At 59.6% G+C, this 22,411-nt stretch carries 19 protein-coding genes; 8 read left to right on the forward strand and 11 right to left on the reverse strand.

Features of this window, described 5'->3' with window-relative positions:
- Positions 1–49 precede the first annotated feature (49 nt).
- The 4 genes from AEAC466_RS24035 to AEAC466_RS24050 are packed head-to-tail and all read left to right on the forward strand — an operon-like array spanning position 50 to position 4,115.
- Positions 50–526 carry a (2Fe-2S)-binding protein gene (locus AEAC466_RS24035; RefSeq protein WP_023456242.1) on the forward strand — a complete coding sequence of 159 codons (477 nt, stop codon included), beginning with the start codon at positions 50–52 and terminating at the stop codon, positions 524–526.
- Complete coding sequence (locus AEAC466_RS24040; protein WP_023456243.1) at positions 527–2,683, forward strand: xanthine dehydrogenase family protein molybdopterin-binding subunit; 2,157 nt, start codon at positions 527–529, stop codon at positions 2,681–2,683. It begins immediately after the preceding gene.
- Positions 2,680–3,567: an XdhC family protein gene (locus AEAC466_RS24045; RefSeq protein WP_023456244.1), complete on the forward strand. Its 888-nt coding sequence runs from the start codon at positions 2,680–2,682 to the stop codon at positions 3,565–3,567. The genes AEAC466_RS24040 and AEAC466_RS24045 overlap by 4 nt, the downstream gene beginning before the upstream one ends.
- Positions 3,564–4,115, forward strand: coding sequence for a nucleotidyltransferase family protein (locus AEAC466_RS24050; RefSeq protein WP_023456245.1), 552 nt, complete (start codon positions 3,564–3,566; stop codon positions 4,113–4,115). The genes AEAC466_RS24045 and AEAC466_RS24050 overlap by 4 nt, the downstream gene beginning before the upstream one ends.
- On the opposite strand, the gene AEAC466_RS24055 is transcribed toward AEAC466_RS24050, so the two are convergent.
- The gene (locus AEAC466_RS24055; protein ID WP_023456246.1) at positions 4,087–5,613 is read right to left on the reverse strand and encodes a tryptophan halogenase family protein; all 1,527 of its coding nucleotides are present in this window, start codon (positions 5,611–5,613) and stop codon (positions 4,087–4,089) included. The two genes, AEAC466_RS24050 and AEAC466_RS24055, sit on opposite strands and share 29 nt — an antisense overlap.
- Complete coding sequence (locus AEAC466_RS24060; protein WP_023456247.1) at positions 5,613–6,323, reverse strand: SapC family protein; 711 nt, start codon at positions 6,321–6,323, stop codon at positions 5,613–5,615. Before AEAC466_RS24060 ends, AEAC466_RS24055 begins: the two co-directional genes overlap by 1 nt.
- Before the next feature lie 194 nt (positions 6,324–6,517).
- Here AEAC466_RS24060 and AEAC466_RS24065 point away from each other — a divergent pair, with 194 nt between their 5' ends.
- Positions 6,518–7,534: a cupin-like domain-containing protein gene (locus AEAC466_RS24065; protein ID WP_023456248.1), complete on the forward strand. Its 1,017-nt coding sequence runs from the start codon at positions 6,518–6,520 to the stop codon at positions 7,532–7,534.
- Positions 7,535–7,603: 69 nt separating this feature from the next.
- Here the strand turns inward: AEAC466_RS24065 and AEAC466_RS24070 are convergent, their stop codons facing one another.
- Positions 7,604–10,450: a TonB-dependent receptor gene (locus AEAC466_RS24070; RefSeq protein WP_023456249.1), complete on the reverse strand. Its 2,847-nt coding sequence runs from the start codon at positions 10,448–10,450 to the stop codon at positions 7,604–7,606.
- A 490-nt stretch (positions 10,451–10,940) separates the two neighbouring features.
- On the opposite strand from AEAC466_RS24070, the gene AEAC466_RS24075 reads away from it, so the two are divergent.
- The 3 genes from AEAC466_RS24075 (at position 10,941) to AEAC466_RS24085 (ending at position 14,925) form a co-directional block, all read left to right on the forward strand.
- Positions 10,941–11,993 (forward strand): LacI family DNA-binding transcriptional regulator, encoded by a 1,053-nt coding sequence (locus tag AEAC466_RS24075; protein WP_023456250.1) that lies wholly within the window; start codon positions 10,941–10,943, stop codon positions 11,991–11,993.
- A gap of 19 nt (positions 11,994–12,012) precedes the next feature.
- Positions 12,013–13,470 (forward strand): GH1 family beta-glucosidase, encoded by a 1,458-nt coding sequence (locus AEAC466_RS24080; protein WP_023456251.1) that lies wholly within the window; start codon positions 12,013–12,015, stop codon positions 13,468–13,470.
- Between the two features lie 342 nt (positions 13,471–13,812).
- Positions 13,813–14,925: a cellulase family glycosylhydrolase gene (locus AEAC466_RS24085; protein WP_023456252.1), complete on the forward strand. Its 1,113-nt coding sequence runs from the start codon at positions 13,813–13,815 to the stop codon at positions 14,923–14,925.
- A gap of 8 nt (positions 14,926–14,933) precedes the next feature.
- Here AEAC466_RS24085 and AEAC466_RS24090 read toward each other — a convergent pair whose 3' ends face one another.
- The 8 genes from AEAC466_RS24090 to rlmH form a co-directional block, all read right to left on the reverse strand.
- Positions 14,934–15,305, reverse strand: a complete 372-nt coding sequence (locus AEAC466_RS24090; RefSeq protein WP_023456253.1) for a DUF1428 domain-containing protein — start codon at positions 15,303–15,305, stop codon at positions 14,934–14,936.
- A gap of 129 nt (positions 15,306–15,434) precedes the next feature.
- The gene (locus AEAC466_RS24095; RefSeq protein WP_023456254.1) at positions 15,435–15,920 is read right to left on the reverse strand and encodes an RNA pyrophosphohydrolase; all 486 of its coding nucleotides are present in this window, start codon (positions 15,918–15,920) and stop codon (positions 15,435–15,437) included.
- Positions 15,917–17,140, reverse strand: coding sequence for a divergent polysaccharide deacetylase family protein (locus tag AEAC466_RS24100; RefSeq protein WP_023456255.1), 1,224 nt, complete (start codon positions 17,138–17,140; stop codon positions 15,917–15,919). The genes AEAC466_RS24095 and AEAC466_RS24100 overlap by 4 nt, the downstream gene beginning before the upstream one ends.
- A 165-nt stretch (positions 17,141–17,305) precedes the next feature.
- On the reverse strand, positions 17,306–18,511 hold the full coding sequence (locus AEAC466_RS24105; protein WP_081714490.1) for an MFS transporter: 1,206 nt from the start codon (positions 18,509–18,511) through the stop codon (positions 17,306–17,308).
- Between the two features lie 43 nt (positions 18,512–18,554).
- Positions 18,555–19,088 carry a helix-turn-helix domain-containing protein gene (locus AEAC466_RS24110; protein WP_023456257.1) on the reverse strand — a complete coding sequence of 178 codons (534 nt, stop codon included), beginning with the start codon at positions 19,086–19,088 and terminating at the stop codon, positions 18,555–18,557.
- Between the two features lie 23 nt (positions 19,089–19,111).
- A complete protein-coding gene (locus tag AEAC466_RS24115) occupies positions 19,112–20,608 on the reverse strand; it encodes a S41 family peptidase (protein ID WP_031238006.1) in 1,497 nt (498 codons plus the stop codon).
- Positions 20,609–20,677: 69 nt separating this feature from the next.
- A complete protein-coding gene (locus tag AEAC466_RS24120; RefSeq protein ID WP_023456259.1) occupies positions 20,678–21,820 on the reverse strand; it encodes a murein hydrolase activator EnvC family protein in 1,143 nt (380 codons plus the stop codon).
- A gap of 92 nt (positions 21,821–21,912) precedes the next feature.
- Complete coding sequence (gene rlmH / locus AEAC466_RS24125; protein ID WP_023456260.1) at positions 21,913–22,404, reverse strand: 23S rRNA (pseudouridine(1915)-N(3))-methyltransferase RlmH; 492 nt, start codon at positions 22,402–22,404, stop codon at positions 21,913–21,915.
- Between the last annotated feature and the right edge of the window lie 7 nt (positions 22,405–22,411).

Below are 22,411 nucleotides of genomic sequence, written 5' to 3' on the forward strand. Positions count from 1 at the left end.
GCCCGCGCCCCCTGGCGGGGGTAACCTCTCCCCCAAAAGGGAGGAAGGCATGCTGACGCTGAATATCAACGGAAAGCCGCGCCAACTGGACGTTCTGGAGGACATGCCCCTGCTGTGGGCCTTGCGCGACGTCCTCGACCTGAAGGGCACCAAGTTCGGATGTGGCGTGGCGCAATGCGGCGCCTGCACGGTCCATGTTGACGGCGAAGCGACACGTGCCTGTGTCACGCCTGTCGGGACGGTCCTGGACGCGAAAATCACAACGATCGAAGGTGTTGCCGCATCGCCGCAAGGCAAGGCCTTGCAGGCCGCCTGGCTGGATCTCGACGTCATGCAATGCGGCTATTGCCAGGCTGGTCAGATCATGACTGCCGCCGCCCTCCTGGCCCGCACGCCCAAGCCCGACGACACCGCCATAGATGACGCCATGGAGGGCAATCTGTGCCGCTGCGCCACGTACAAACGCATCCGCGCCGCTATCAAGACGGCCTCCGGCCAGTCGGCTGACGATCGGCGGGAGGCATAGATGGACACCTCGCGCAGACTGTTTCTCCAGGCGGGCGCCGCGGTTGGCGGCGGCTTGATGCTTGGCTTCGGTGTCCGCACAGATGCCGCCGCAACGGCCGTCACGTTGACGGACTATGTCGTCGTCGCCGCGGATGGCTCGGTGACTGTAATGGCCAAGAACCCTGAAATCGGCCAGGGTGCCAAGACCATGCTGCCGATGCTGATAGCGGAGGAAATGGACCTCCCCTGGTCGTCGGTCCGTATCGAGACGGCCGCGTCCGATCCCAAACGGTATGGCCCGCAATTCGCCGGCGGCAGCATGACCACGACGATGAACTGGCTGCCGATGCGCCAGGTCGGCGCGGCCGCCCGGTGGATGTTGATCGCGGCAGCGGCTCAGAAGACAGGCGCACCGCACGATGCCTTTGCGACGGCTGACGGCCAGGTCATCCATACACCATCGGGAAAGCGCTTTACCTATGGTGCGCTGGCCGCCGATGCCGCCAAAATCAGCCCGCCAAAGCTCGACGACCTGCCGCTGAAGGACCCGAAGGCGTTCACCTTGATCGGTCAGTCAAAGGCCGGCTATGACAGCCCGAAGATCGTCCGGGGCGAGCCCATTTTCGGTATCGACATGACCTTGCCCGGCATGGTGTACGCCGTCTATGTCAAATCGCCGGTCTATGGCGCGCGCCTGATCTCCTGCGACCTGACCGCCGTCAAGGCGGCGCGTGGCGTCAGGGACGCCTTCATTCTGAAAGGCACGGATTGGCATGGTCTACAGGACGGTATCGCCGTCATAGCCGATAGCTGGTGGTACGCCCAGACCGCCCGGGAGCAGCTTAAGCCCGTGTGGGATGAGGCCGCTGGCGCGGCTCATGACAGCCTCGCTTACCTGGAACAGGCGAAACAGCTGGTGAAGGGGCGCGGTGAGGTCAAGCTGAGCCGTGGCGATGCCGACGGCGCCCTGGCCGGCGCCGCCAAAACCCTATCGGCCTTCTATGAGGTGCCGTTTCTGGCCCACGTCCCGATGGAGCCGCAGAACTGTACGGCCCGCGTCACGGCGGACGGTGTCGAAATATGGGCGCCGACCCAAAATCCGAACAGCGGTGGCGAATTGGTCGCCCGCACCCTTGGCATCGCTCCGGAGAAGGTCGTGGTCCATATGCGCCGCAGCGGCGGCGGGTTCGGCCGTCGGCTGGAAAACGACTACATGGCCGAAGCGGCCGCCATCGCGCAAAAGGCCGGGGCGCCAGTCAAGCTGGTCTGGTCACGCGAGGACGACATCGCCTACGATTATTTCAGGCCGGGCTGCTACCATCAGCTTCGCGCCGGTATTGATGGGGATGGACGCTTATCCGTTTACGACTGCCACAGTGTAACGTTCGCGCGCGACGGTAAGGTCGCCCAGGGCGCGAGCATAGAAGGCAATGCCTTCGCGCCTTTGGTCACGCCGAACTTTCGCCTGACGCAATCCCTTATTCCGTCCACCGTGCCTACGGGCTATCTCAGGGCGCCTACGTCAAACGCCATCGCCTTTGTCCACGAAAGCTTCTGGGACGAAATCGCCCATGCGGCAGGCCAGGACCCGGTCGCTTTCCGTCTGGCGCAACTCGATGCCCATGCAGGTGACAAGGCCGATTACAATCCGGGCCGCATGCGCCGTGTTCTGGCGGCCGTCGCCGAACGCGCCAATTGGGGCCAGGCCGCCTTGCCTAAGGGGGAGGGCATGGGGGTTGCCACCTATTTCAGCCACCGCGGCTACTTCGCTGAGATTGCCCATGTTCGGGTCGCTGACGATGGACAATGGCGCGTTGTCAAGGTCTGGGCCGTTGGCGATGTCGGGTCTCACATCATCAATCCGACAGGGGCGTACAATCAGGTCGAGGGTTCGATCATGGACGGGATTGGTTCGATGGAGGCCAGCATCACTTTTGAAAAAGGGCGTGCCGTCCAGACAAATTTCCAGGATATTCCGATGATGCGCATGCCGAAGGCGCCGCAGATCGACGCCCATTTCCTCACCAGCGATTCTCCGCCGACCGGCTTGGGCGAACCTGCTCTGCCGCCGATACTGCCGGCCGTTGCCAACGCCATTTTCGCGGCAACCGGCATTCGTATTCGCAAGCTGCCCCTATTGCCGGAAGAGATCGCGGCCGGTCGCCGCGTCGCGTGATCCTGCCGCCGACCGTCTATGCCGACTTTGTCCTGCCCGCGCTGATGCAATGGCGGGAGGCGGGGCTGCGTACCGCCCTGCTGACCCTGATCAGTACCACCGGACAGTCGCCGCGGCCGATCGGCAGCCAGTTGGCCGTCGCTGAAAATGGCGAATCGTGCGGCTTGATTACCGGCGGCTGCGCGGAAGGGGCGCTGGTTCTTGATGCCATCGAAGCCATCGCGCGTGGGGAAAGCCGCACCGAACTCTATGGCGAAGGATCGCGCTTCAAGGACATTACCCTGCCGTGCGGCTCCGGGCTCTTGGTCTATTTCGATGTGTCTATCACCGATGCCGAAGTGCGCCATATCATCGCCTGCCGCGATGCCCGCCAGCCCTCGGCCATGGTCATCGCCGCCCCCGGTGAACCCGTCTACACACGGCACTATCTCCCGGCCTGCCGCATCGTTGCCGCGGGGCGAGGACCGGTTCTGGCCGCTTTGGCGCAGCTGGCGCCGGCGCTTGACATCGAACTGATCGTCTACACGCCCGACCAGACGTTCGTCAGGGGACATCCGTTACCTGAGCCGGAGGCGTTCGATGCGGCGCTGGACGCCTACTGCGCCCTTGTGCTCGTTTTTCACGATCACGATTTCGAGCCGCCTGTGCTTCTGAAAGGCCTTGAGTCGCCGGCGTTTTTCATTGGCGCTTTGGGCAGCCGAAAGGCGCACGCCAAACGGTTGTCTGTCCTGTCCGACATGGGCGCGGGGGCCGAGGCCGTCAAGCGCATCCACGGGCCCGTCGGCCTAGACATTTCCGCCGGATCGCCGCCCGAAATCGCCCTGGCCATCATGGCGCAGGTCGTGCAGCATTGGCGTCAGGCAATATCAGGGGCGACATCATGACCCGTCTTGCGGCCGTCGTTCTGGCGGCGGGCCTGTCGCGGCGGTTTGGCGGCAACAAGCTGGCCGCAGACCTGAACGGTAAACCCGTCCTAAGGCACGTTCTGGATGGTCTGCGCGGCCTGGACCTCGTCCAGGTTATTGTGGTGACACGGAGCGACGAAGGCCCCGGCTCCATCGTCAATCCGCGACCGGAAGATGGCATGGGCGCGTCTCTGGCCTTGGGTGTGGGCGCGCTGCCAGCGGTGGAGGGTGTATTTATCGTCCTCGGTGACATGCCCAGGATAGACATCGATCTATATCGCGTGATGGCAGGGGCTTTGGGCGACGCCGACATTGTCGTGCCCGTGCATGACGGTCAGACAGGTCATCCGGTCCTGTTCGGCGCCGCCTGTTTCGACGCGCTGAAAGGCCTGTCGGGGGATGTCGGTGCCCGCGCCCTGCTGCGGTCGGGACAGTACCGGGTGCGACAGATTTCCGCCGGTCCCGGCATCCACAACGACATCGACACGCCTGCCGACCTCACACTTTTTGCAAGCCGTACTGACTAATTTTACTCAGTAAATTCCGATTTGTCGGAAGCTGTCCCGTTACGGCCTGACGGGCGCGCGCCACCTCCTGAAAATGGCCGACGGCTTTGGGCCAGTCCGGCGTCTTTGGGAATGCGCCCGGATCTGTACGCCCGCCCATGCCGTAATAGACATATTGGAAGCTGGCTGTCGGAAATATTTCGTCACGGTGGTCGAGATCGTCATGCCAGGGAAAATGATACTTCCATAGAGACAACAAATCCTTCAGGCTTTCCGGCATTGTCGAAGGGTCTCGGTTGGCGACCCAGAAGGGCTCCTCGCGCTGGCTCAGGACGTAGTGCAGCTTCAGGAAGTCGATGATGCGCGCCCAGCGATAGTTCAGGGTGGTATTGAATCGCTTTGCAACTACCGCCATAGCGGCGCGATTGACCGGCATCTGGTCGGCGATCATCTGTGCTGATAGCTCCGCCATGACAATGGAAGAGGCTTCCAGCGGCTCGACAAAACCGGATGACAGACCGACCGCGACACAATTTTTGACCCAAGGCGTTTGGCGATGGCCGGACCGTATCGGAATTTTGCGCACCTCATCGAACGTCAGGTGGGCGCCTGACGGGCCTATATAGGCTTTCAGATCGGCCAGGGCTTCGTCGTCCGTTGTAAAGCGGCTGGAAAAGACGTGGCCAAGGCCGCGCCGGTGGGTCAGACCAATGTCCCATATCCAGCCCGCGCGCTGCGCCGTTGATTTGGTAACCGAGGCAATGGGTGCGTCTTCGCGTTCATAGGGCACCTGAATGGCCAGAGCGGTGTCGATGAACAACTGATCGGCACATGAGGTGAACGCGGCGCCATAGTGTTTTCCGATCAGCAGCGAAAGGAAACCCGTGCAGTCGATGAACAGGTCGCCGGCAATCGCCTCACCCACGTCTGTTTGCAGACGCGCGATATAGCCATCCCCGTCATTTTCTATTCGGGTCACATCGGCAAGGACGTGTCTAACGCCCAGATTTTCCACGCAATGTTTTTGCAGGAAGGGCGCGAACTTTCCCGCGTCGAGATGGTAGGCATAGTTGGTGATGGCGGCATATTCCGGCACCGTCATGGTCTTTGGCGCCAGATCCTGCGCGCAGGCCGCAGGCTGATAGGAGACGGTGTCGGCGAAACTCAGGCCGTTCGGTTGCGCCTGCCAATAGGGCGCCAGGTTGATCTGGTCGTAGGCCTTGGGCAGCATAAAGGGGTGGTAATAGTGATCGTCGCCCGTGGTCCAGTTGACGAATTTCGATGCCTGTTTGAATGTTCCATCGCAGGCCTTTAAAAAATCGGCTTCCGAAATGCCTATTTTTTTCAAGGTGTTGCGAATGGTCGGCCAGGTCCCTTCGCCCACCCCGATACTCTTGACGTTCGGCGATTCGACAAGGGTGACGGACAGGTGCCCCTTGTGATTGGCGGCGATCAGCCCGGCCGTCAGCCAGCCCGCCGTGCCTCCGCCGACGATAACAACCGAGCGCGTCGGTGACATTACTTCAGCCCGCTGATCAGGCGGTTCTTGCGGGCGACCAGACCGGCGACATGGCTCATTGAGGCGAGCTGATAATAGGCCCAGGTCAGATAGCCCAGGTCGCGCAATTCGACCAGTTTGTCGCCGGCCAGGGCCTGAAGCTTTTCGGCACTGACCGCGTATAGCCCTTCCAGCTTGACCTCGGAATGATCGACGAACTGCACATCGATGCGGATGGATTCGATCAGGTCGTATTCGGCCAGCTTGGCCGCGTAGTCATACGCCGGGCGCGTCCCCTCGGCCAAGTCGGTCAGTACAGAGGTGATGCGTTGCAGGTAGTCGGTGGCGCGGCCGTCGTCGTGGAACATCAACTCACCCTGCTCCCTTTGGACGCGCGGGCTGTCGATATCGAGGGTGACCACATGGTCTTCGCCCGCCTGGGCGATCAGGAAAGGCTGGCGCTGGATGTGTAGCGGTGCATAGGCGGCATCCCAGCGTTCATCGATCAGAAACAGGTTTTCGCTGCTATTAAAGCCGAGGAGAACGCCGGGTTCAAAGCGGCCATTTTCGGCATTCTTACGGAAGAAGATCGGGTAGTGGGCGACCAGACGGGTATACTCGCGCGGGATCACGCCGACGAAGCCAACCTGGCTGCCGAAGCGCGCCGAAGGGTGCGTCATGATGCGCAAACCCGAATGGACTTCATGACTCAAGGGGACCTGGTTGACCATTTTTCTGCCTGTAAACGCGTATGGATGAGCGTCTTGCCGACGCCTTGAAAACCTATATCACGCACACGGTATGAGGCCAGAAAAATACGCACCAAATAGTCACAATGGGCCACTTTTTTCATCGTGCCGACATGATTGTATCATTTTGATTTTCCTATATATATTGGAGAATAGATAGACAGCGGAGCTGACGCGTGGCAGAAGCGATCACATCGGTCGAAATTCGGAAAAATGTCGACCGCGAGGTCTTCCTGAACGACATCAAACCGAAGGCCCGGCCGGTCATTATGAAAGGCTTGGTCGCGGACTGGCCGGCGGTGCAAAAAGCCCGTCTATCCGACACGGCGCTGATTGATTATATCGCTGGATTTTACAACGGCGTGCCCGCGCCCCTGTTCGAGGGTGCGCCGGAAATCAATGGCCGTTTCGCCTATAATGACGATATCACCGGCTTCAATTTCAAATCGAGTCGCGCCCCTTTAAGCGATCTGCTTGACTGGCTGAAAGCCAATCTGAACGCCGGAAATCCCCCATCAAAATATGCAGGCTCGTTATCTGTTTCGACCTATATTCCGGATTTTGCGAAGGAAAACTCCATCGCGTCCTTCATACCGGCGGCGGCGTCGATCGAATCCATCTGGATCGGCAATCGGACATGCATCGCGCCGCACTATGATAACCCGGAAAATATCGCCTGCGTGGTCGGAGGCGCCCGGCGTTTTACCCTGTTCCCGATCGAGCAGATGAAAAACCTCTATATCGGCCCGCCTGACATGACGCCCGCCGGTCAGATCATCAGTCTGGTCGACACGCGCGCGCCCGATCTCGAAAAATTCCCACGCTATGCCGATGCGCAAAAGGCGGCCATGGTCGCGGAACTCGAGCCGGGCGATGCCCTATATATCCCAAGCCTATGGTGGCACGGCGTGGAATCGTTGTCGCCGCTGGGTGTACTTGTCAATTATTGGTGGCTGGATGCGCCGGATTATTTCGCCCCGCCAATGCATACGCTGTTGCACGCCCTGCTCAGTCTAAAGGATTTGCCCCCGCACCAGCGCGATGCCTGGAAGACGGTGTTCGATCATCTGATTTTTGCGACGGACGGCGATCCGCTGGCGCATCTGCCGGAAGCGGTTCGCGGTGCCTATGGTGGACTGACGCCGGAAGTCGCGGCCTATGTCAGGACCTATCTGGCGCGCAGCCTGCGCTGATCAGCTCTATCCATGAAAAAAAAGGCCGCCCTTTCGGACGGCCTTTTCCAGTTGTGCGCGGTTTCCCGATTAGAACTTGTAGCGGACGCCCAATTGGTAGCGGGCGGCGCCTTCGTAGGCATTCAGGAATTGCTCCGAATAACGGCCGTGCAGGCGCTGCGAAGAGCCCGTGACATTGATGCCGTCGAAGAAGATGTTCAGATGCGGATTGATGTCGTAGCTGGCCGACACGTCAAGCTGATCATAGGCTTCGACATATTGCGGTTCGTTGGACGACTGCCCCTGGCTGGTAGCAAGCAGGAATTCACCGCGATGGGTGAAGGCCGCGCGCGCCTGCCAGCCATTCTTTTCATAGAAGCCGACCAGGTTGTACGACTTCGACAGGCCGGGCAGGGCAAACTGAGACCCGATCTGCTCGTTGTCGAACTTCGCGCCACCTGTCGGGATGGACAGGTTGGCCTGCACACCGAATCCAGTATCGGCAAAGATGTGCTGGACGGCGAATTCCCAGCCGTGGATTTCAACAGCGTTCGCGTTTGACGGCGTCGTGATATCCCAGGTGATCAGCGGATCGCCAGGCTGGCCTGTAAAGGTCGCTTGGCCGCTCAGCTGCTGCATCTTGGCGAAGATGTTCGCGGCCGTGGTTGGCTGGTTGGCGGCGACGAGCGCGGCCGTAGCCTGTTGGGCCAAGGCGCCAGCCGCCGGATCGGTAAGGCCGGCGATCGGTCCCTTGACGGTCGTCTGCGTCAGGAAGTTGTCGACCTGCTTGGCGAAGTAGTTGACCGACACGTAGCTGTCGCGGGTGTAGTAATATTCCAGCGAGAAGTCGACATTGTTGGATTCGTACGGCAGCAGGCCGGGGTTACCGGCGGTCGCGGTGCGGGCGCCGGGCTTTGGCGTAGTGGACACGGACGTCGTGCCGACCATGGACAACAGGTCCGAACGCGTGATCGTCTTCGAATAGGACGCACGGGCCAGCAGCTTGTCTGTGATTTGCAGGCTGGTATCGAGGCTCGGCAGGAATTCGTTATACGACTTCTTGATGTCCGAGAACGACGGATCGGCGGCGAAGCGGGTGAAGAATTCGGTCGGGTTGACCCATTCTACCGATACCGGGCGTTGTTCCAGCGAGTTGGCGGTCACGTCGGTTTGTTCGTAGCGCAGACCGGCCAGGGCGCGGAAGCGCATGCCGTTGAAGTCCGTGTCGAAGTTGGCGACGAGATAGATCGCCTTGGTCTCTTCGCGGATCTTGTGATCCGACGTCGGGTCGGTCGGGAAGGCGAAGGTGTGCGGATATTTCGATTGGACGTCGGCGACGCCTTGAGCCAGGTCGAAAGTATATATGTATGGGATCTGGATGTCGCAGCCACCGCCCGAGAAGTCCTGCAGCAGGGAGCAGGTGTCGACCTTGGTGAAGGTCGATGCCTTCATCAAGCCCAGATCAGCCGGGTTGTAGTAGCCATAGGCGAAATTGCCCGAATTGTAAGACCGAGCACGGGTCTTGAACACCTTGTAGTCGGCGCCCAGCTTGATGCTCTTCAACCCGCTGTCACCATTGGCGTTGCGCCATACGGCGTCGGCGCGCACCTCGTCGATCGTGTTGATGAAGGTGTTGTTATTCGCCTGACCGAACAGAGGCAGGATGGTGTCTGTGCCGATGTTGGCAACCGTCGTCGGTGCCTGATAGGTCCAGGTCGTGGTCGGGATGTCCTTGTCGGTGACCGTGAATATCTTGTCGATGGCGATGCCGGGGTTTTGGCCGACAATCATGAACATGTTGTTGCCCTTGGCGCCATCACCGCCGGAATCCGCCGTCGAATGGTGGGCGTCGAATTCCACCGCCAGGGTGTCCGTGGCGTCCCACTTCAGGTTCACGCCCGTCGATTTCAACTCGTTCTTCACGTGGTTGTCGAAGACCGAATAGGACAGGTCCGAACCGGTGTCGTTGATATTGACCGCGGTGCCGTGTTCGTTGATCGTCATCGAATGCAGGTCGCCGCCGTAGCCGAACCAGGCGCCGGAGGTATGCGATACAGCATGGTCCTTATAGAGCGCGTAGGTGTAATCGACGGTCGCGGTCAGGGAGTCGGTCGGCCGGAATTGCAGTACGGCCTGACCGTTCAGGCGTGTGCGCTCGTGATCGTCGAAGCCCCAGGCTTCCGATTGTGGCGCCCAATAGTTGCCGTATGGATTCTTGTTGTTATTCGTGACGACGGCGCTGCCGAGCGACTGATTTTGCAGCCATCCGCCGATGCTGGCATTTTCAAGACGGCTGTTGCGTTCCGAATAGGAGCCGTTGACCAGGAAGCCGACCTTGCCGTCAGCAAAGGTGTTGGAGAAGAGGCCGGATACTTCCGGCGTCACGCCCTTATCGGTGGAGGTATCGTCGATGGCCTTGACTGATAGTTGCGCGGTCATGCCCTTGTAATTGAACGGACGGGCGGTGGTCACGTCGATCGTCGAGCCAATGCCGCCGGACGGCACATCGGCGCGACCGGTCTTGTAAACGGCCATGCCGGCAATTCCATCAGCCGAGAGATTGGCGAAGTCGAACGAACGCGTCGCGCTCATGCCGCCGCCAACCGAAGATGGCATGGAGCGGCCATTCAGGGTCACCAAGTTATATTCCGGGCCAAAGCCGCGAACCGTAACGCGCGAGCCTTCGTTGTTTGACCGGTCAATAGTTACGCCAGGAATGCGTTGAATGGCTTCGGCCAGGTTGGTATCGGGAAATTTGCCGATATCTTCCGCCGTGATGGCGTCAACCATGCCCTGCGTGCTTTTTTTGATATCCTGTGACGATCGCAGCGAGCGACGAATGCCAACCACGACCACCTCTGTAGCGCTATCGGCCGGAGCGGCGGTGGCCGGACCCGACTCAGCCTGGGCATATGCCGCAGTTGACAGCGCTGTCATGCTAACGCCTGTCATCAGCGCCGCGCCGATGGCTCCCTTAAGGAGTCTCTTCCCAATAATTCTCGATGACATGTGTCTTTCGTCCCTAAAACTTATGTTGAGTTTTTGTTTGGTTACGCAATTGGTTGCGCCCTTGGGGCCCGACATAAATCGGGCATCAATCCTTCCAGCGCTCTCCCGGACTGTTTTGACCCTTCCGGCTGAAATGTCTAAAAGACATTGTTTCGCTTTGAAAAGGACATTTTTGTTATAGCTTTGATATATAAATGAAAAATGGTTATTTTTGCCAATTTCCACTACCGTCAGGCAACGAGCTTGTCACTTTCGGGCAATCGAGCATTTGCAAACTGTCCAATTTATGTCAAGTATTTTGTCATCGATGTCATGGATGCGCGACAAATATCCAGACTTGTGTGTTTACGTGTGACACGCCTGCATCACATGGGACGCGGCGAAATACGCCGTCACGATACCGGGGTACTTGGACTTTATGGCAACCATTTACGATGTCGCGGCATTGGCTGGCGTTTCGGCAAAAACAGTTTCGCGCGTGTTGAACGACGACAGAGCGGTAAAGGCCGGCACCCGTGAAAAAGTGCTCGATGCCATGGGCCAACTCGACTACCGTCCCAATACCCAGGCCCGCCAATTACGACTGGGCGCCCGCACGTCCATCGGCTTTCTGCTCGAAGACCCGACCAGCGGCTATCAGGGCCGTTTTCATCACGCCATGCTGACCGCATGCATGGAATCGGGAAAATATCTCGCCGTCGAACTCTATGAAGCCGGCATGCCGGACTGGCAGGCCTATCTCGACCGCTTTATCACCGACGCTCAGATTAAGGACATGATCCTTCTGCCCACCCTGTGCGATTTCGGCCCGCTCAAGTCCTTTCTGAAATCACGTGGCATTCATTGCGTGCTGATATCGCCGTCCACACCTGACAGCCATTATCCATCGGTCGCCATGGATGACCGACTGGCCGCGCGCGATGTTGTCGAATATCTGTTCCGGCTCGGCCACCGCAAAATCGCTCATATCGGCGGCCACCCGGACCATGCGGCCTCTATCCTGCGCCGCAACGGCTTTTATGAAGCCTTCGACGCCGCCAGCCTGCCACGTCCGCCGGCTCACTATGTCGAGCACGGCAATTTCCTGTTCAAATCCGGTTTCGAAGCGGCGGAACGCCTGCTCAATCTCAAGGATCGGCCAACCGCCATATTCGGCTGCAATGACGAAATGGCTGCCGCCATTTGTTCGGTGGCGCACAAGATGCAGTTGCGCATACCTGAGGACATCGCTGTCGTAGGCTTCGATGACGCGCCGATCTCGTCCGCTGTCTGGCCGACCCTGACGACAGTGCGTCAGCCCTATCTGGAAATGGCCCGCCGCAGTATCCAGATTTTCAACACCGAATCTGATACGCTGGTCCCCAGCGACCGGCAGATTCGACACATCATTGCGCACGAAATCATTGAGCGCGAGACCACTTTGACCCCGGCATTGGACAAACCCCAGCTTCAGGCGCTGGGCAAAGCTTAACATAACACAGGAAATGCTCATGAACCGCAGACACCTTCTTTCGTCCGCCCTGGCCCTTGGCGGCGCCAGCCTGCTGCCCGGGTCTGTTAGCGCCAAGGCGAAACCCGCCGGCAAATTTGTTGAAGGCACCTTCCCGGACGGCTTCATCTGGGGGGCCGCGACCGCGGCTTATCAAGTCGAAGGTGCGTATCGCGAAGACGGCAAGGGCGAATCCATCTGGGATCGTTTCGTGCTGGCGCCGGGTAAGATTCTCAATGGTGATACGGGCAATATCGCCTGCGACAGCTATCACCGCTATGCCGAAGATGTGACCCTTCTGAAGGCCATGAATCTCAAATCCTACCGCTTTTCAACCGCCTGGACGCGCATACAGGCCGACGGCACCGGCCCCGCCAATCCGAAGGGAATCGATTATTATTCGCGCCTGACGGATGCGTTGCTGGAAGCCGACATCCGTCCTCTGCCGACCCTGTATCACTGGGACCTGCCCCAGGATCTGGAAGACCGGGGCGGCTGGCCCAACCGCGATACGGCCAAGCGTTTCGCCGACTATGCCGACATCATGGCGCGCGCCCTAGGAGACCGGATTAGCGATTGGTCGCTGTTCAACGAATCCAAGGCCTTTACGCAGATCGGCTACTGGCAGGGCGCATGGGCGCCGGGACGCAAGGACCCACAGGCCTTTTTCAAGGCAACCCATACGGTCAACCTGGCTCATGGGATGGGTTTCAAGGCCATGAAAGCCGTCAATCCAAAACTACAGATCGGCTCGGTCTTCGACGTATCGCCGCAGATCGCTTCTACTGAGTCCGACGCCGACAAGGCAGCCGCCGTGTTCATGGACAAGCTGTCGAACCTGTGGTTCGTCCAATCCGTTCTCACCGGAGCCTATCCGCAGGGCGTGTTGCCGGCGGATCGCCAGAACGAAATCCTTGGCTTCCTGCCGGGCGACGAGGCTCTGATGCGGGCGGACCTCGACTTTATAGGTATCAACTACTATTCGCGCACGCGCGTTTGGGATGCGCAAAAACCATCTGGCGTGCCAGGTCTGTTGCTGCCTGATACCGAATGGGCCTTCGGCGACCACGACAAGACGGATTTCGGCTGGGACATCTATCCGCAAGGTTTCTACGACATCCTGAAGCGTATGCAGGCCGTCACAGGGAACCGCCCGATTGAGATCACCGAAAATGGTGCTGCCTACAATATCGGTCCGGACGTCAGCGGTGCGATTCACGACACCAAGCGCATCGCCTATTACAAGGGTCATCTCGATGCCTTGTCACGCGCGATTCACGACGGCGTACCGGTGCGCGGATATCACGCCTGGAGTTTGATGGATAATTTCGAGTGGGCGGCCGGTTATTCGCAGCGCTTCGGCCTGACCTATGTTGATTTTGCCAATGGTCAAAAGCGGACAATCAAAGATTCCGGCCATTGGTACGGCCAGGTCGCCAAGACGAACCGAACGGTGTAAAAAGCCAACGTTGACGGGGTTGGTATCGATTTCAAAAAAGTGACATCGATGGCAAATGCCTTGACGTGAAGTGGACAATTTGCCAAATGTCCTGAGTTATTTATCCTGAGACGTCAGTAAAGCCTGCGCCTGGATATCCGTCGCATGACCCAGTCATGTATTGAAAGGCACCGGGTCTGTTGTTTCGCGCAGGCCTGGTCCGTTCTTCCTCCAACTGGCTGTTTCGTCTAAACCCCGAAGCAAAGCGCCTTAAACCCGTGAAGTCATAGACTTTACGGGCTTTTTTTGTTGTCGTGCACCGCAGTTTGCGCCTCTATGGGGTCGTATAAATGGAAAAGCGCAATGAAACTTTTTGCCCTCGCCTTCACCTTGATCTGCCTTGCCGTGCCGTCACTAGGCGAGGCGCGGGTACGCTGGACAGTACAGCAGGCAAATAGCTGGTACGCCGAGCAGGGCTGGCGTGTTGGCAGCAACTATATTCCCGCCAATGCCATCAATCAAATCGAGATGTGGCAGGCCGAAACGTTCGACGCGAAGCAGATCGACTGGGAGTTGGGGCTGGCCGAGCAAACAGGCATGACAACGATGCGTGTCTTTTTACACGACATGCTGTGGACCGCTGATCCCGTTGGGTACAAGGTCCGCATCGATAGCTTTCTGAAAATCGCCGACGCCCACCACATTAAGGTGCTGTTCGTTCTGTTCGATTCCTGTTGGGATACCAATCCTCACCTTGGGCCCCAAAGAGCACCTGTCCCCGGACTGCATAATTCGGGCTGGGTGCAGAGTCCCGGACAAAAGGGACTTGAAAACACCTCGGGCTACCCGAAACTGCAAGCCTATGTCACGGGCGTGATCAGTGCCTATCGCAATGACCCGCGCGTTCTTGGCTGGGACGTTTGGAACGAACCGCATGAAGGTGAGACGGATAGCATTCACCAGACCGCAAAGGGGCGATACTTAACTGCTCTCTTACCGCAGGTCTTCGCGTGGGCGCGCGCGGCGGAGCCGACCCAGCCCCTGACCAGTGGCCTTTATGACGGCGGTGATTGGTCGCCCAAGGGCTTGGCGGCGCTCGGTGCGATCCAAAGGATCCAGATCGAACAATCGGATGTCATAAGCTTTCACAATTACGGCTGGCCGGAAGAGTTTGAGCGCCGCATTGTCGAACTGGAGGCTTATGGTCGGCCGGTTCTGTGTACAGAATATATGGCGCGCGGCGCCGGATCGACCATCGACGGTGATCTGCCGATTGCCAAAGCACATAAGGTCTCGATGTACAATTGGGGTTTTGTCGATGGTAAGACGCAAACGCGGCTGCCTTGGGATTCGGCTATACATCCCTACACGGACCGGGAGCCGGTCGTCTGGTTCCATGACCTGTTCCACAAGGACGGCACGCCGTACCGTCAGCACGAAATCGACATGATCCGCCGACTGACAGCAGGCGAATAGGTTTAGCCTTAGCCTTGAGTCAGCAGTGTAAAGCCGCCGAAGATCAAGCGCTTGCCGTCGAACGGCATTTCGGATTCGTCGGGCTGCATGCGTGGATCGGCCATGACTTTTTCATTGCCGGCGTTGCGGGCGGCTTTCGAAGGCCAGATGACCCATGAAAATACGACCACTTCATCTGGCTCCGCCTTCACGGCCATGGGAAATGAGGTCACTTTACCTTCGGGCACATCGTCGCCCCAGGTTTCGATAATTTCCAGGGCGCCGTGATCTTTCCAGATCTCGGCCGCCATCCTGGCCATTTTCAGGTATGCGTCCTTCTTGTCCTTGTGGACCGGGATAACGAAGCCGTCGATATATGTTTCAGGGGACAGGGATGCCATCTGGTCGCTCCTTTGTGAGTGGAAAACGGCGTTATTCTGATCCCGTATTGCGTCAGAAACCGTCACGATCAACGCGGCGGTCGAACACAATGACGTGACGGCGGGTATCAAACCCGCCGACCCTTGACCTTAGATAAGCTCGCTGAACTCGGCGATGACCTTGCGATAGCTGTCACGCTTGAAGTGGACGACGCGGTCTATAACGTGCTCGATATCACACCATTCCCATCGTGAGAATTCCTGCTCATGATGGGCTTCGAGGTCGATTTCGCTTTCTTCTCCCGTGAAGCGATAGGCGAACCATATCTGCTTCTGGCCCTTGAAATTGCGACCGATCTTTTTGTTGGCCAACACATCCGGTGGAAAGTCATAGACGATCCAGTCCTTGGTTCGACCCATGGGCGTTACCGTTTTGATACCGGTTTCTTCGTACAATTCCCGTAAGGCCGCCGCTTCCAGATCTTCGCCTTCGTCCACTCCACCTTGGGGAAACTGCCAGGCATGGTCACCACTCACGCCGTAGCGATGGCCGATCCACACGCGTCCGCTATTGTTGAACACGACGATGCCGACGTTCGGACGATATCCTTGCGGACCTTTTTCAGCCTTGGTCATTGGTGCGTGATCGCAGATGCCGGGGCCAACTGGATGCCCTTGGCATCAAGCCCTTGCGCCCACTTCTGCGCCACTGCAAGTGTTACTGGATAGGCAAAACCGGTGCCAAGCGCCTGACCGCGGCTCTTGGCCGTCGATTCCAGGCCGGCCAGTTGGGCGTTGATGGCTGTCGAGTTGATTTGACTGTCGATGATGCGATCGGCCGATGCGCGCGCCCAGGCACCATTAAGACCTTTAGCCTGGCCATCGTCGACGAAAGCGATGCCGCGTAATTTTAAATTGTCCATGAAAGTGCCTACCCCGGACCGGTCCTTGAAAAAGGCGCCGCCCTGATAATTGGATACTGCGAAATAGCCAGTGGCGCGAGTCAGAACCCAGTTCAGGTGGCTGATCAGGTCGTCAGTCTTGGCATTGGCCATGAGTGTCTGCGGGCCGGGGTCGTTGTCCGGAAAGTTGATCGGCTGCATCGGAACTTCGATTATCACCTCATGACCGGCGGCGCGCGCCAGGTCGATCCAGCTTTGCAGATTGCTGACATAGGGCACGAAGGACAGGGTGACCTGAGGCGGCAGGCCGGTGATGGCCTCCTTGGTCGTGGTGGGGTTGAGGCCCAGGCCCCCGACAACCAGGGCGACCATGGGACGTCCGTCGTTCTTGAAGGGCCGGGCATAGGCCGAAGCGGGTGTCTGGCCGTTTGATGCAATTATCGGCAGAGGGCCGCCGTCAGTCTTCTGGAACAGACCGGCAATCGGCGCCGGCGTCAGCGGGGACGTGGTGAACTTGGGTGCGCCGGCTGCCGGCTGACCTGGGTCGCCTGGCATCGTAATGACCGCTGTTCCCTGAATCGGTGGTGCATTGGCGTCGTTCAAGTTGAAGCCGTCACTCGGCGTATCCTGGAACATGCCGAGGCTGTCGAGCGTGAAGGCCTGCATGCCCGACTGGTTCTCGTCGGGCGCGGCATGCACATTGGCGGCGGGAGGGTTGAGTTTGTCCAGCTTGACGCGGGCGCTGGGGGACGCGGCGTTTGGATCGCCGGACAGATTCAGGAAGGTGGCCAGGACGACCGCGAACACACCGAGTGCCGACACCGGTGCAACATAAGGCTTGCGGAACATATCCAGTGTCTTGTCCAGCCACACGCGCGGCTCCAGCTTGACGCCCGACCGTTGACGGGGCGCCGGGGCGTTGGCCGATGGCGATGTCTTAGGCTTGGCGAACATGAGCCTTTACTTCCGAATGCTACTTCGCGGAGTTTGCCGGAACAGGGTTAATAAAGGCTAACGAATGCTTATCAATTTATGACCCCAGCATGAACGCAGACAAAGCCTGCTCAGCGGAGACCGACGTTTACCGCTGAACATTTCAGATATGGCGGTAACCGGTCTCTACCCTTGTGCCCGCTCGCGGTTGGAATGAGCGACTTTCTCCGCCCAGATCGTCATGACAAGGCACGCGCATAGGCCAGCCAGGGCGGCGGTGGCGAGCGCGGGCCATCCCCAGTGATCGACGATAAAGGCCAGAACAGGGGGGCCGATCAGCGAGCCGCCGGCGCCGAATTGCGTCAATACACCGTTGGCGGCGGCAATGGCCGGCGGCTGGCCATCTCGGCCGGCCATGTGGGGCAGGCGGGCAAAAATGAGGCTGGAGGGTATGCCGGATATGGCGAAGAGAACGAAAACTATGCCAATGACGGCCAAGGGCGCTCCCCCGCCAAAAACAAGCCCGCACAGCCCCGCCGGCACCAGAAGCCCGAGCGTCATCGCCAGCCATCGTCCCCAAACCGCCTCACGTCGCATCACCGCTGCGGCAACAACCGCCCCAACCAAGGTGGTTGCGGAGGCAATTCCCGTCACCGTGGCGGCTAGGGTGGGCGTCAGGCCGGTCCGCTCGTTCAGGTAGACGGGCAGTAGCGCGATCAGGCCGACGAAAATGAGTGTGTAAAAACCGAAGCCCATACTGAGCAGCCAGGCAGGTCGTCCCGGTAGAGCGAAGCTGCCCCGCGTCCTGATCTCGGGTAATGTGGTTCGCAGGCATCCCGCCAAGACCATGGCGGCAACGAGGCCCCACACCAGCAGGATAGTCATCCAGTTCGCGATTAAAAGGCCCACTCCGCTCAGTCCCATGCCGATCGCAAATCCGACAGGCACGAAGGTGCTCCACAGGGTCAGGGCGGCCGCCTGATCCCGGGGGCGGGCGATGGTGGCGATCAGGCTGGGAGCCGCGATTACGATGGCCAGGTAACCGGCGCTTTCGATAACGCGGCAGACGAACAGTGGCAGGGCGGTAGCAGAAAATCCTTCGGCGAGACCGGCAACGGTCAGCAGACTCAGGCCGCCGATGAGGGCGCGCCGGCTTCCCCAGCGCCCGATAAGTAGTCCCGCGACCAGCCCAAGTGAGGCGCCGCCGGTTTCGATCAGCGAGACGAGCCAGCCCGCTCCGACCAGGCTCAGCGACAAGTCTGTGCGGATGACGGTGGCGAGGGCAGCGAACTTGCCCAGTTGCGCGGCGGCCAAAACGCCGACCAGCCACAACAGGCCTATATGACGCCAGACTGTGGCACTTGCTGATGAAGAGGGCGATGAAGTAGACATGGGCGCTGGATAGGCGGCGCCCGCCTGCGGTTCAACGCATAAATTATGCGTTCAGAGTGGTAACCAGGCGCGCCGGCGTGCCGTCAGATAGCAGGAGGCGTTCCCAAATCAGGCGACTTGGCACGATAGGCACGATCAGGTCGCTGTTGGGGCCGGTATGGACTTCGAGTCGCGCCACCGCGCCGTCGTACCAGCCGATATTGCCGAGCGTGGCTTCGGCGGCCAGGATTTCCGGCGTGGCATAGACGATCAGCGACTTGCCAATCAATTCGCCTGGCTCCGCCCGCCACTTGGCCTGACGCGATGGCGAAACAGCCAGAAGGTTGTGCGTTCGGTCACAGATCAGGTGCTGGCTGAGGGTCGATGATTCGACCAGGCGTTTCAGGATGGCGTCCTGCGCCGGCTCGGGCGCGCCCAGAACAGCGCGCGCCTTGTCCCATTGTTCGTCCGGCAAGGCGAGCGCTCCGCTTTCCCATCGCGAAACCGTTGTCTGCGTAACGCCCATAAGCTCAGCCAGATGGCTTTGCTTGAGCCCTTTCAGCAAACGCAGTTTTCGCAAGGGAGACGCGAGAGGCATGGCGTATCCGTAAAGGCCGCCACCTACTTCTTGGAGGAAGGTGAGGCGGAGCTGGAGCTGGAGGATGAGGCGCCGGACGATGTGGTGGCGGAAGAGGACGAGGATGACGATGACGATGACGATGAAGCAGTCTTACCGGTCGCGCCGGCCTTGGTCTGAGCGAACTTGCTGCCGGGTTTATCGACCAGGTCGGAATCGGCCAGCTTGGCGCCGCGCGGGTGCGCCGCCGCCAGTTTGACATCGCCATTGTATTTCAGCACATCAAGCGCGCGCGTCAGTTCGAAGTCGCCGGTCTTGGTGTCGAAATCGTCCGGCGGCACTTCCTGAACGGCGTGGGGCGAGCGGCGGACCTTGCCTTCGTCGGCGTCGAGCGCATTGGCGTAGGCGGCCTCGGTATATTGCATGGCCGAGGTGGCGATGTATTTCGCCTGTTCCTTGGATTGCGCCACTTCCAGATCCGGCTCGATACCGGTTTTCTGGATGGAGCGGCCCGATGGCGTGTAGTAGCGCGCGGTGGTGAGCTTGACGGCGCGGTTTTGGCCCAGGTCGATAACGCTCTGGACCGAGCCCTTGCCGAAGCTGGTCAGGCCGACCGTGACGGCGCGGTGCTGATCCTGGAGCGCGCCGGCGACGATTTCCGCCGCAGAGGCCGTGCCCGGATTGGTCAGGACAACAATGGGCATGCCATGGGTCATGTCGCCCTTCTTGGCCTGATAACGGATGATGTCGTTAGGATTGCGGCCACGCTGGCTGACGATCTCGCCGCCGTCGAGGAACAGATCGGCGACGCCGACCGATTGTTCCAGCAGACCGCCGGGATTGTTGCGCAGGTCGAGCACGAGGCCCTTCATGTTCGGGTTCTTGGCCATCAGGTCGGCCAGGGCCGTCTTGGTGTCGTTGGCGGTGGTTTCCGAGAAGGAGGCGATGCGCAGATAGCCAAAATCGCCTTCCATGCGCGTCTTGACCGACTTCACGACAATTACTTCGCGCGTCAGAGTCAGGTCGAACGGCTCGGACTTGCCGGTGCGGACGATGGTGACCGTCAACTTGGTGTTGGGCTCGCCCTTCATCTTGGAGACGGCGTCATTGAGCGGCAGGCCCAGGATGGACGTTCCATCGATGGCGGTTATGTAGTCACCCGACTGGATGCCGGCGCGCATGGCGGGCGTGTCGTCCATGGGGGTGACAACCTTGACCGCGCCGTCTTCGCCGGACACTTCCAGGCCGATGCCGCCGTATGAGCCGCGCGTCTTTTCTTTCAGGTCGTTGTAGTCGTCATCCGACAGATAGTTCGAGTGCGGATCGAGCGACGCCAGCATACCCTGGAGCGCGGAATTGATCAGCTTCTTCGAATCGACGGGAACCACATAGTCCTGTTGCACAATGGCCAGGACATTCCCGAACAATTCCAATTGCTTGTAAGTTTCCGAACGAGGCGAAAACACCGGCTGGCTGGCATAGGCGACCGCGCCCATGCCCAGAGCGACAGCGGCGATGCCGGCAAGATACATATTCTTCATTAAGGCCTCGAACGAAAAGCGACTTAGTTACATATAACGGTGTGAGTGTGGCGTAAACGGGGCGCGTAATTAATTCGCCGATAGTTGCAAAGGTGTGGTCGGGTTGATCGGATCTTCGCCGCGTCGCAACTCCATATAAAGCGTTGTCTTCTTGTCCGACAGGTTGGGCATGCGCCCCAGAGGCTCGTGGCGGCCGACCGTTTTGCCAACGTCGACATAGATGCGGCCTATGCCGGTAATAACGACGCGATAGTTGTGGCCGATATTCAGAATGACCACCTGACCATAGGATTCCACCGGTCCGGCGAACTCGACCTCGCCCTCGGCCGGTGCGGTGACCTGGCTGCCGGGAAGGACGGCGTAGGAAATGCCGCGGCTGGCGGGCCCGTTACCTTCCACCTGACCGAAGGCGCGCACGACCTCACCCACTGCCGGTGCCTGAAGGCGGGCCGTGTCGGACGCCGACAGGCCGAGCAGGCCTTTCAGGGGGGTGTCGCCGCGTAAGCGAGCCTCGCGCGCCTTGAGCTCGGCGGCACGGGCGTCCATCTGGTCTGCCTGACCGAGAAGCTGGTCTTCCAGGGCCATTTTTTGCTGGATCAGTCGTTCAATCTCGCTGCGTTGTTCAGAAATGTCGTTTTCGGAAATGAACAGGGCTTCGTTCTGCAGGGCGGCCTGACGCCGTAGATTGACCAGCCGGCTATTCTGCTGAACCAGGACCTGGGTGCGTTTTTGCAGTTCCGGTGTGATGGCGCGCATGATGATGGCGGCCATAACGGCATCATTGGCCTTGCGCGGGGTTACGAACAGGGCCGGGGGCGGATTGCGTGAATAGATTTGCAGGGCGCTGAGCAGACGCGCCTGCTTGGCGCGTTCGGCGCTGAGGCGACGGGTAATGTCGGTTTCCTGCTGGTTCAGCGTCTCCAGCTTGGCGCGATAGATGGCCGATCTTTGTTCGCCCGTCCCCTGCTTCTTGGAGATGTCGATGATTTGCTGACGCAGGGCTTCAACTTCCTGGGCAATCTGGCGGGCCGTGCGGCGCTGGTTGTCGCCCTTGCGTTCCTCGGCCCGGCGTTGCGCTGACAGATTGTCCAGCGCGGCCTGGTCGGCGGCGCTGAGGTCTTTCAGCCGTTGTTGCGCATCCGACTGCACCGCTCCGGCAAGGGCGAAGACGGCAAGTCCGGTCAAAAGCAGTTGGCGCGATGAGGACAGCATGTCATTCAAATAGATTGCTTCGTTTTAAATCCTCAAGCCTAATCTCATTATGACGGCATCCATCTATCCGATCTCGCCGGCTCGCTGAGGGCTTAATCGCGATGATAGGGCAAGCCGGCCAGGATGGTCGTGGCGCGGTACATCTGCTCTGCCAGCATGACCCGGACCAGAGCGTGCGGCCAGGTCTGGGGGCCGAAGGCCAGAGAGAACGCCGATTGCTTGAGCAGGGCGGGGTCGAGTCCGTCCGCGCCGCCGATCAAAAACGTCACGCGGCGTTCGCCACGATCCTTATAGGTATTGAGGCGTGTGGCGATCTGGCGCGATGTCAGTTGTTCGCCGTGCTCGTCGCAGGTGATCAGAATACCGCCTTCACCAAGCGCGGCCTTGATGGCGTCCATCTCCTGCGTCTTCAGCAGGGCGGAAGTGGCCGCCTTCGCGCCCTTTTTGGCTTCGACTTCCAGCAGGTCGACCGGTGAAATGCCTAAACCGCGCCCGGTGAGACCGGCGCGGTTCAGATAGTCCTTAGTCAGTGTATTTTCGACCGTCGCGCCCAGTTTGCCGACGGCGCAGAGCGTCAGGCGCATTCAGGCA

It is taken from the genome of Asticcacaulis sp. AC466 (assembly GCF_000495815.1).
GTDB lineage: Bacteria > Pseudomonadota > Alphaproteobacteria > Caulobacterales > Caulobacteraceae > Asticcacaulis.

Excerpts from the sequence above, each read along its gene's own strand:
- AEAC466_RS24035 (WP_023456242.1), top strand. The coding sequence starts at position 50 with ATGCTGACGCTGAATATCAACGGAAAGCCGCGCCAACTGGACGTTCTG.
- AEAC466_RS24040 (WP_023456243.1), top strand. The coding sequence starts at position 527 with ATGGACACCTCGCGCAGACTGTTTCTCCAGGCGGGCGCCGCGGTTGGC.
- AEAC466_RS24050 (WP_023456245.1), top strand. The coding sequence starts at position 3,564 with ATGACCCGTCTTGCGGCCGTCGTTCTGGCGGCGGGCCTGTCGCGGCGG.
- AEAC466_RS24055 (WP_023456246.1), bottom strand. The coding sequence starts at position 5,613 with ATGTCACCGACGCGCTCGGTTGTTATCGTCGGCGGAGGCACGGCGGGC.
- AEAC466_RS24060 (WP_023456247.1), bottom strand. The coding sequence starts at position 6,323 with ATGGTCAACCAGGTCCCCTTGAGTCATGAAGTCCATTCGGGTTTGCGC.
- AEAC466_RS24070 (WP_023456249.1), bottom strand. The coding sequence starts at position 10,450 with ATGACAGCGCTGTCAACTGCGGCATATGCCCAGGCTGAGTCGGGTCCG.
- AEAC466_RS24075 (WP_023456250.1), top strand. The coding sequence starts at position 10,941 with ATGGCAACCATTTACGATGTCGCGGCATTGGCTGGCGTTTCGGCAAAA.
- AEAC466_RS24080 (WP_023456251.1), top strand. The coding sequence starts at position 12,013 with ATGAACCGCAGACACCTTCTTTCGTCCGCCCTGGCCCTTGGCGGCGCC.
- AEAC466_RS24085 (WP_023456252.1), top strand. The coding sequence starts at position 13,813 with ATGAAACTTTTTGCCCTCGCCTTCACCTTGATCTGCCTTGCCGTGCCG.
- AEAC466_RS24090 (WP_023456253.1), bottom strand. The coding sequence starts at position 15,305 with ATGGCATCCCTGTCCCCTGAAACATATATCGACGGCTTCGTTATCCCG.
- AEAC466_RS24095 (WP_023456254.1), bottom strand. The coding sequence starts at position 15,920 with ATGACCAAGGCTGAAAAAGGTCCGCAAGGATATCGTCCGAACGTCGGC.
- AEAC466_RS24100 (WP_023456255.1), bottom strand. The coding sequence starts at position 17,140 with ATGTTCGCCAAGCCTAAGACATCGCCATCGGCCAACGCCCCGGCGCCC.
- AEAC466_RS24105 (WP_081714490.1), bottom strand. The coding sequence starts at position 18,511 with ATGTCTACTTCATCGCCCTCTTCATCAGCAAGTGCCACAGTCTGGCGT.
- AEAC466_RS24110 (WP_023456257.1), bottom strand. The coding sequence starts at position 19,088 with ATGCCTCTCGCGTCTCCCTTGCGAAAACTGCGTTTGCTGAAAGGGCTC.
- AEAC466_RS24115 (WP_031238006.1), bottom strand. The coding sequence starts at position 20,608 with ATGAAGAATATGTATCTTGCCGGCATCGCCGCTGTCGCTCTGGGCATG.
- AEAC466_RS24120 (WP_023456259.1), bottom strand. The coding sequence starts at position 21,820 with ATGCTGTCCTCATCGCGCCAACTGCTTTTGACCGGACTTGCCGTCTTC.
- rlmH (WP_023456260.1), bottom strand. The coding sequence starts at position 22,404 with ATGCGCCTGACGCTCTGCGCCGTCGGCAAACTGGGCGCGACGGTCGAA.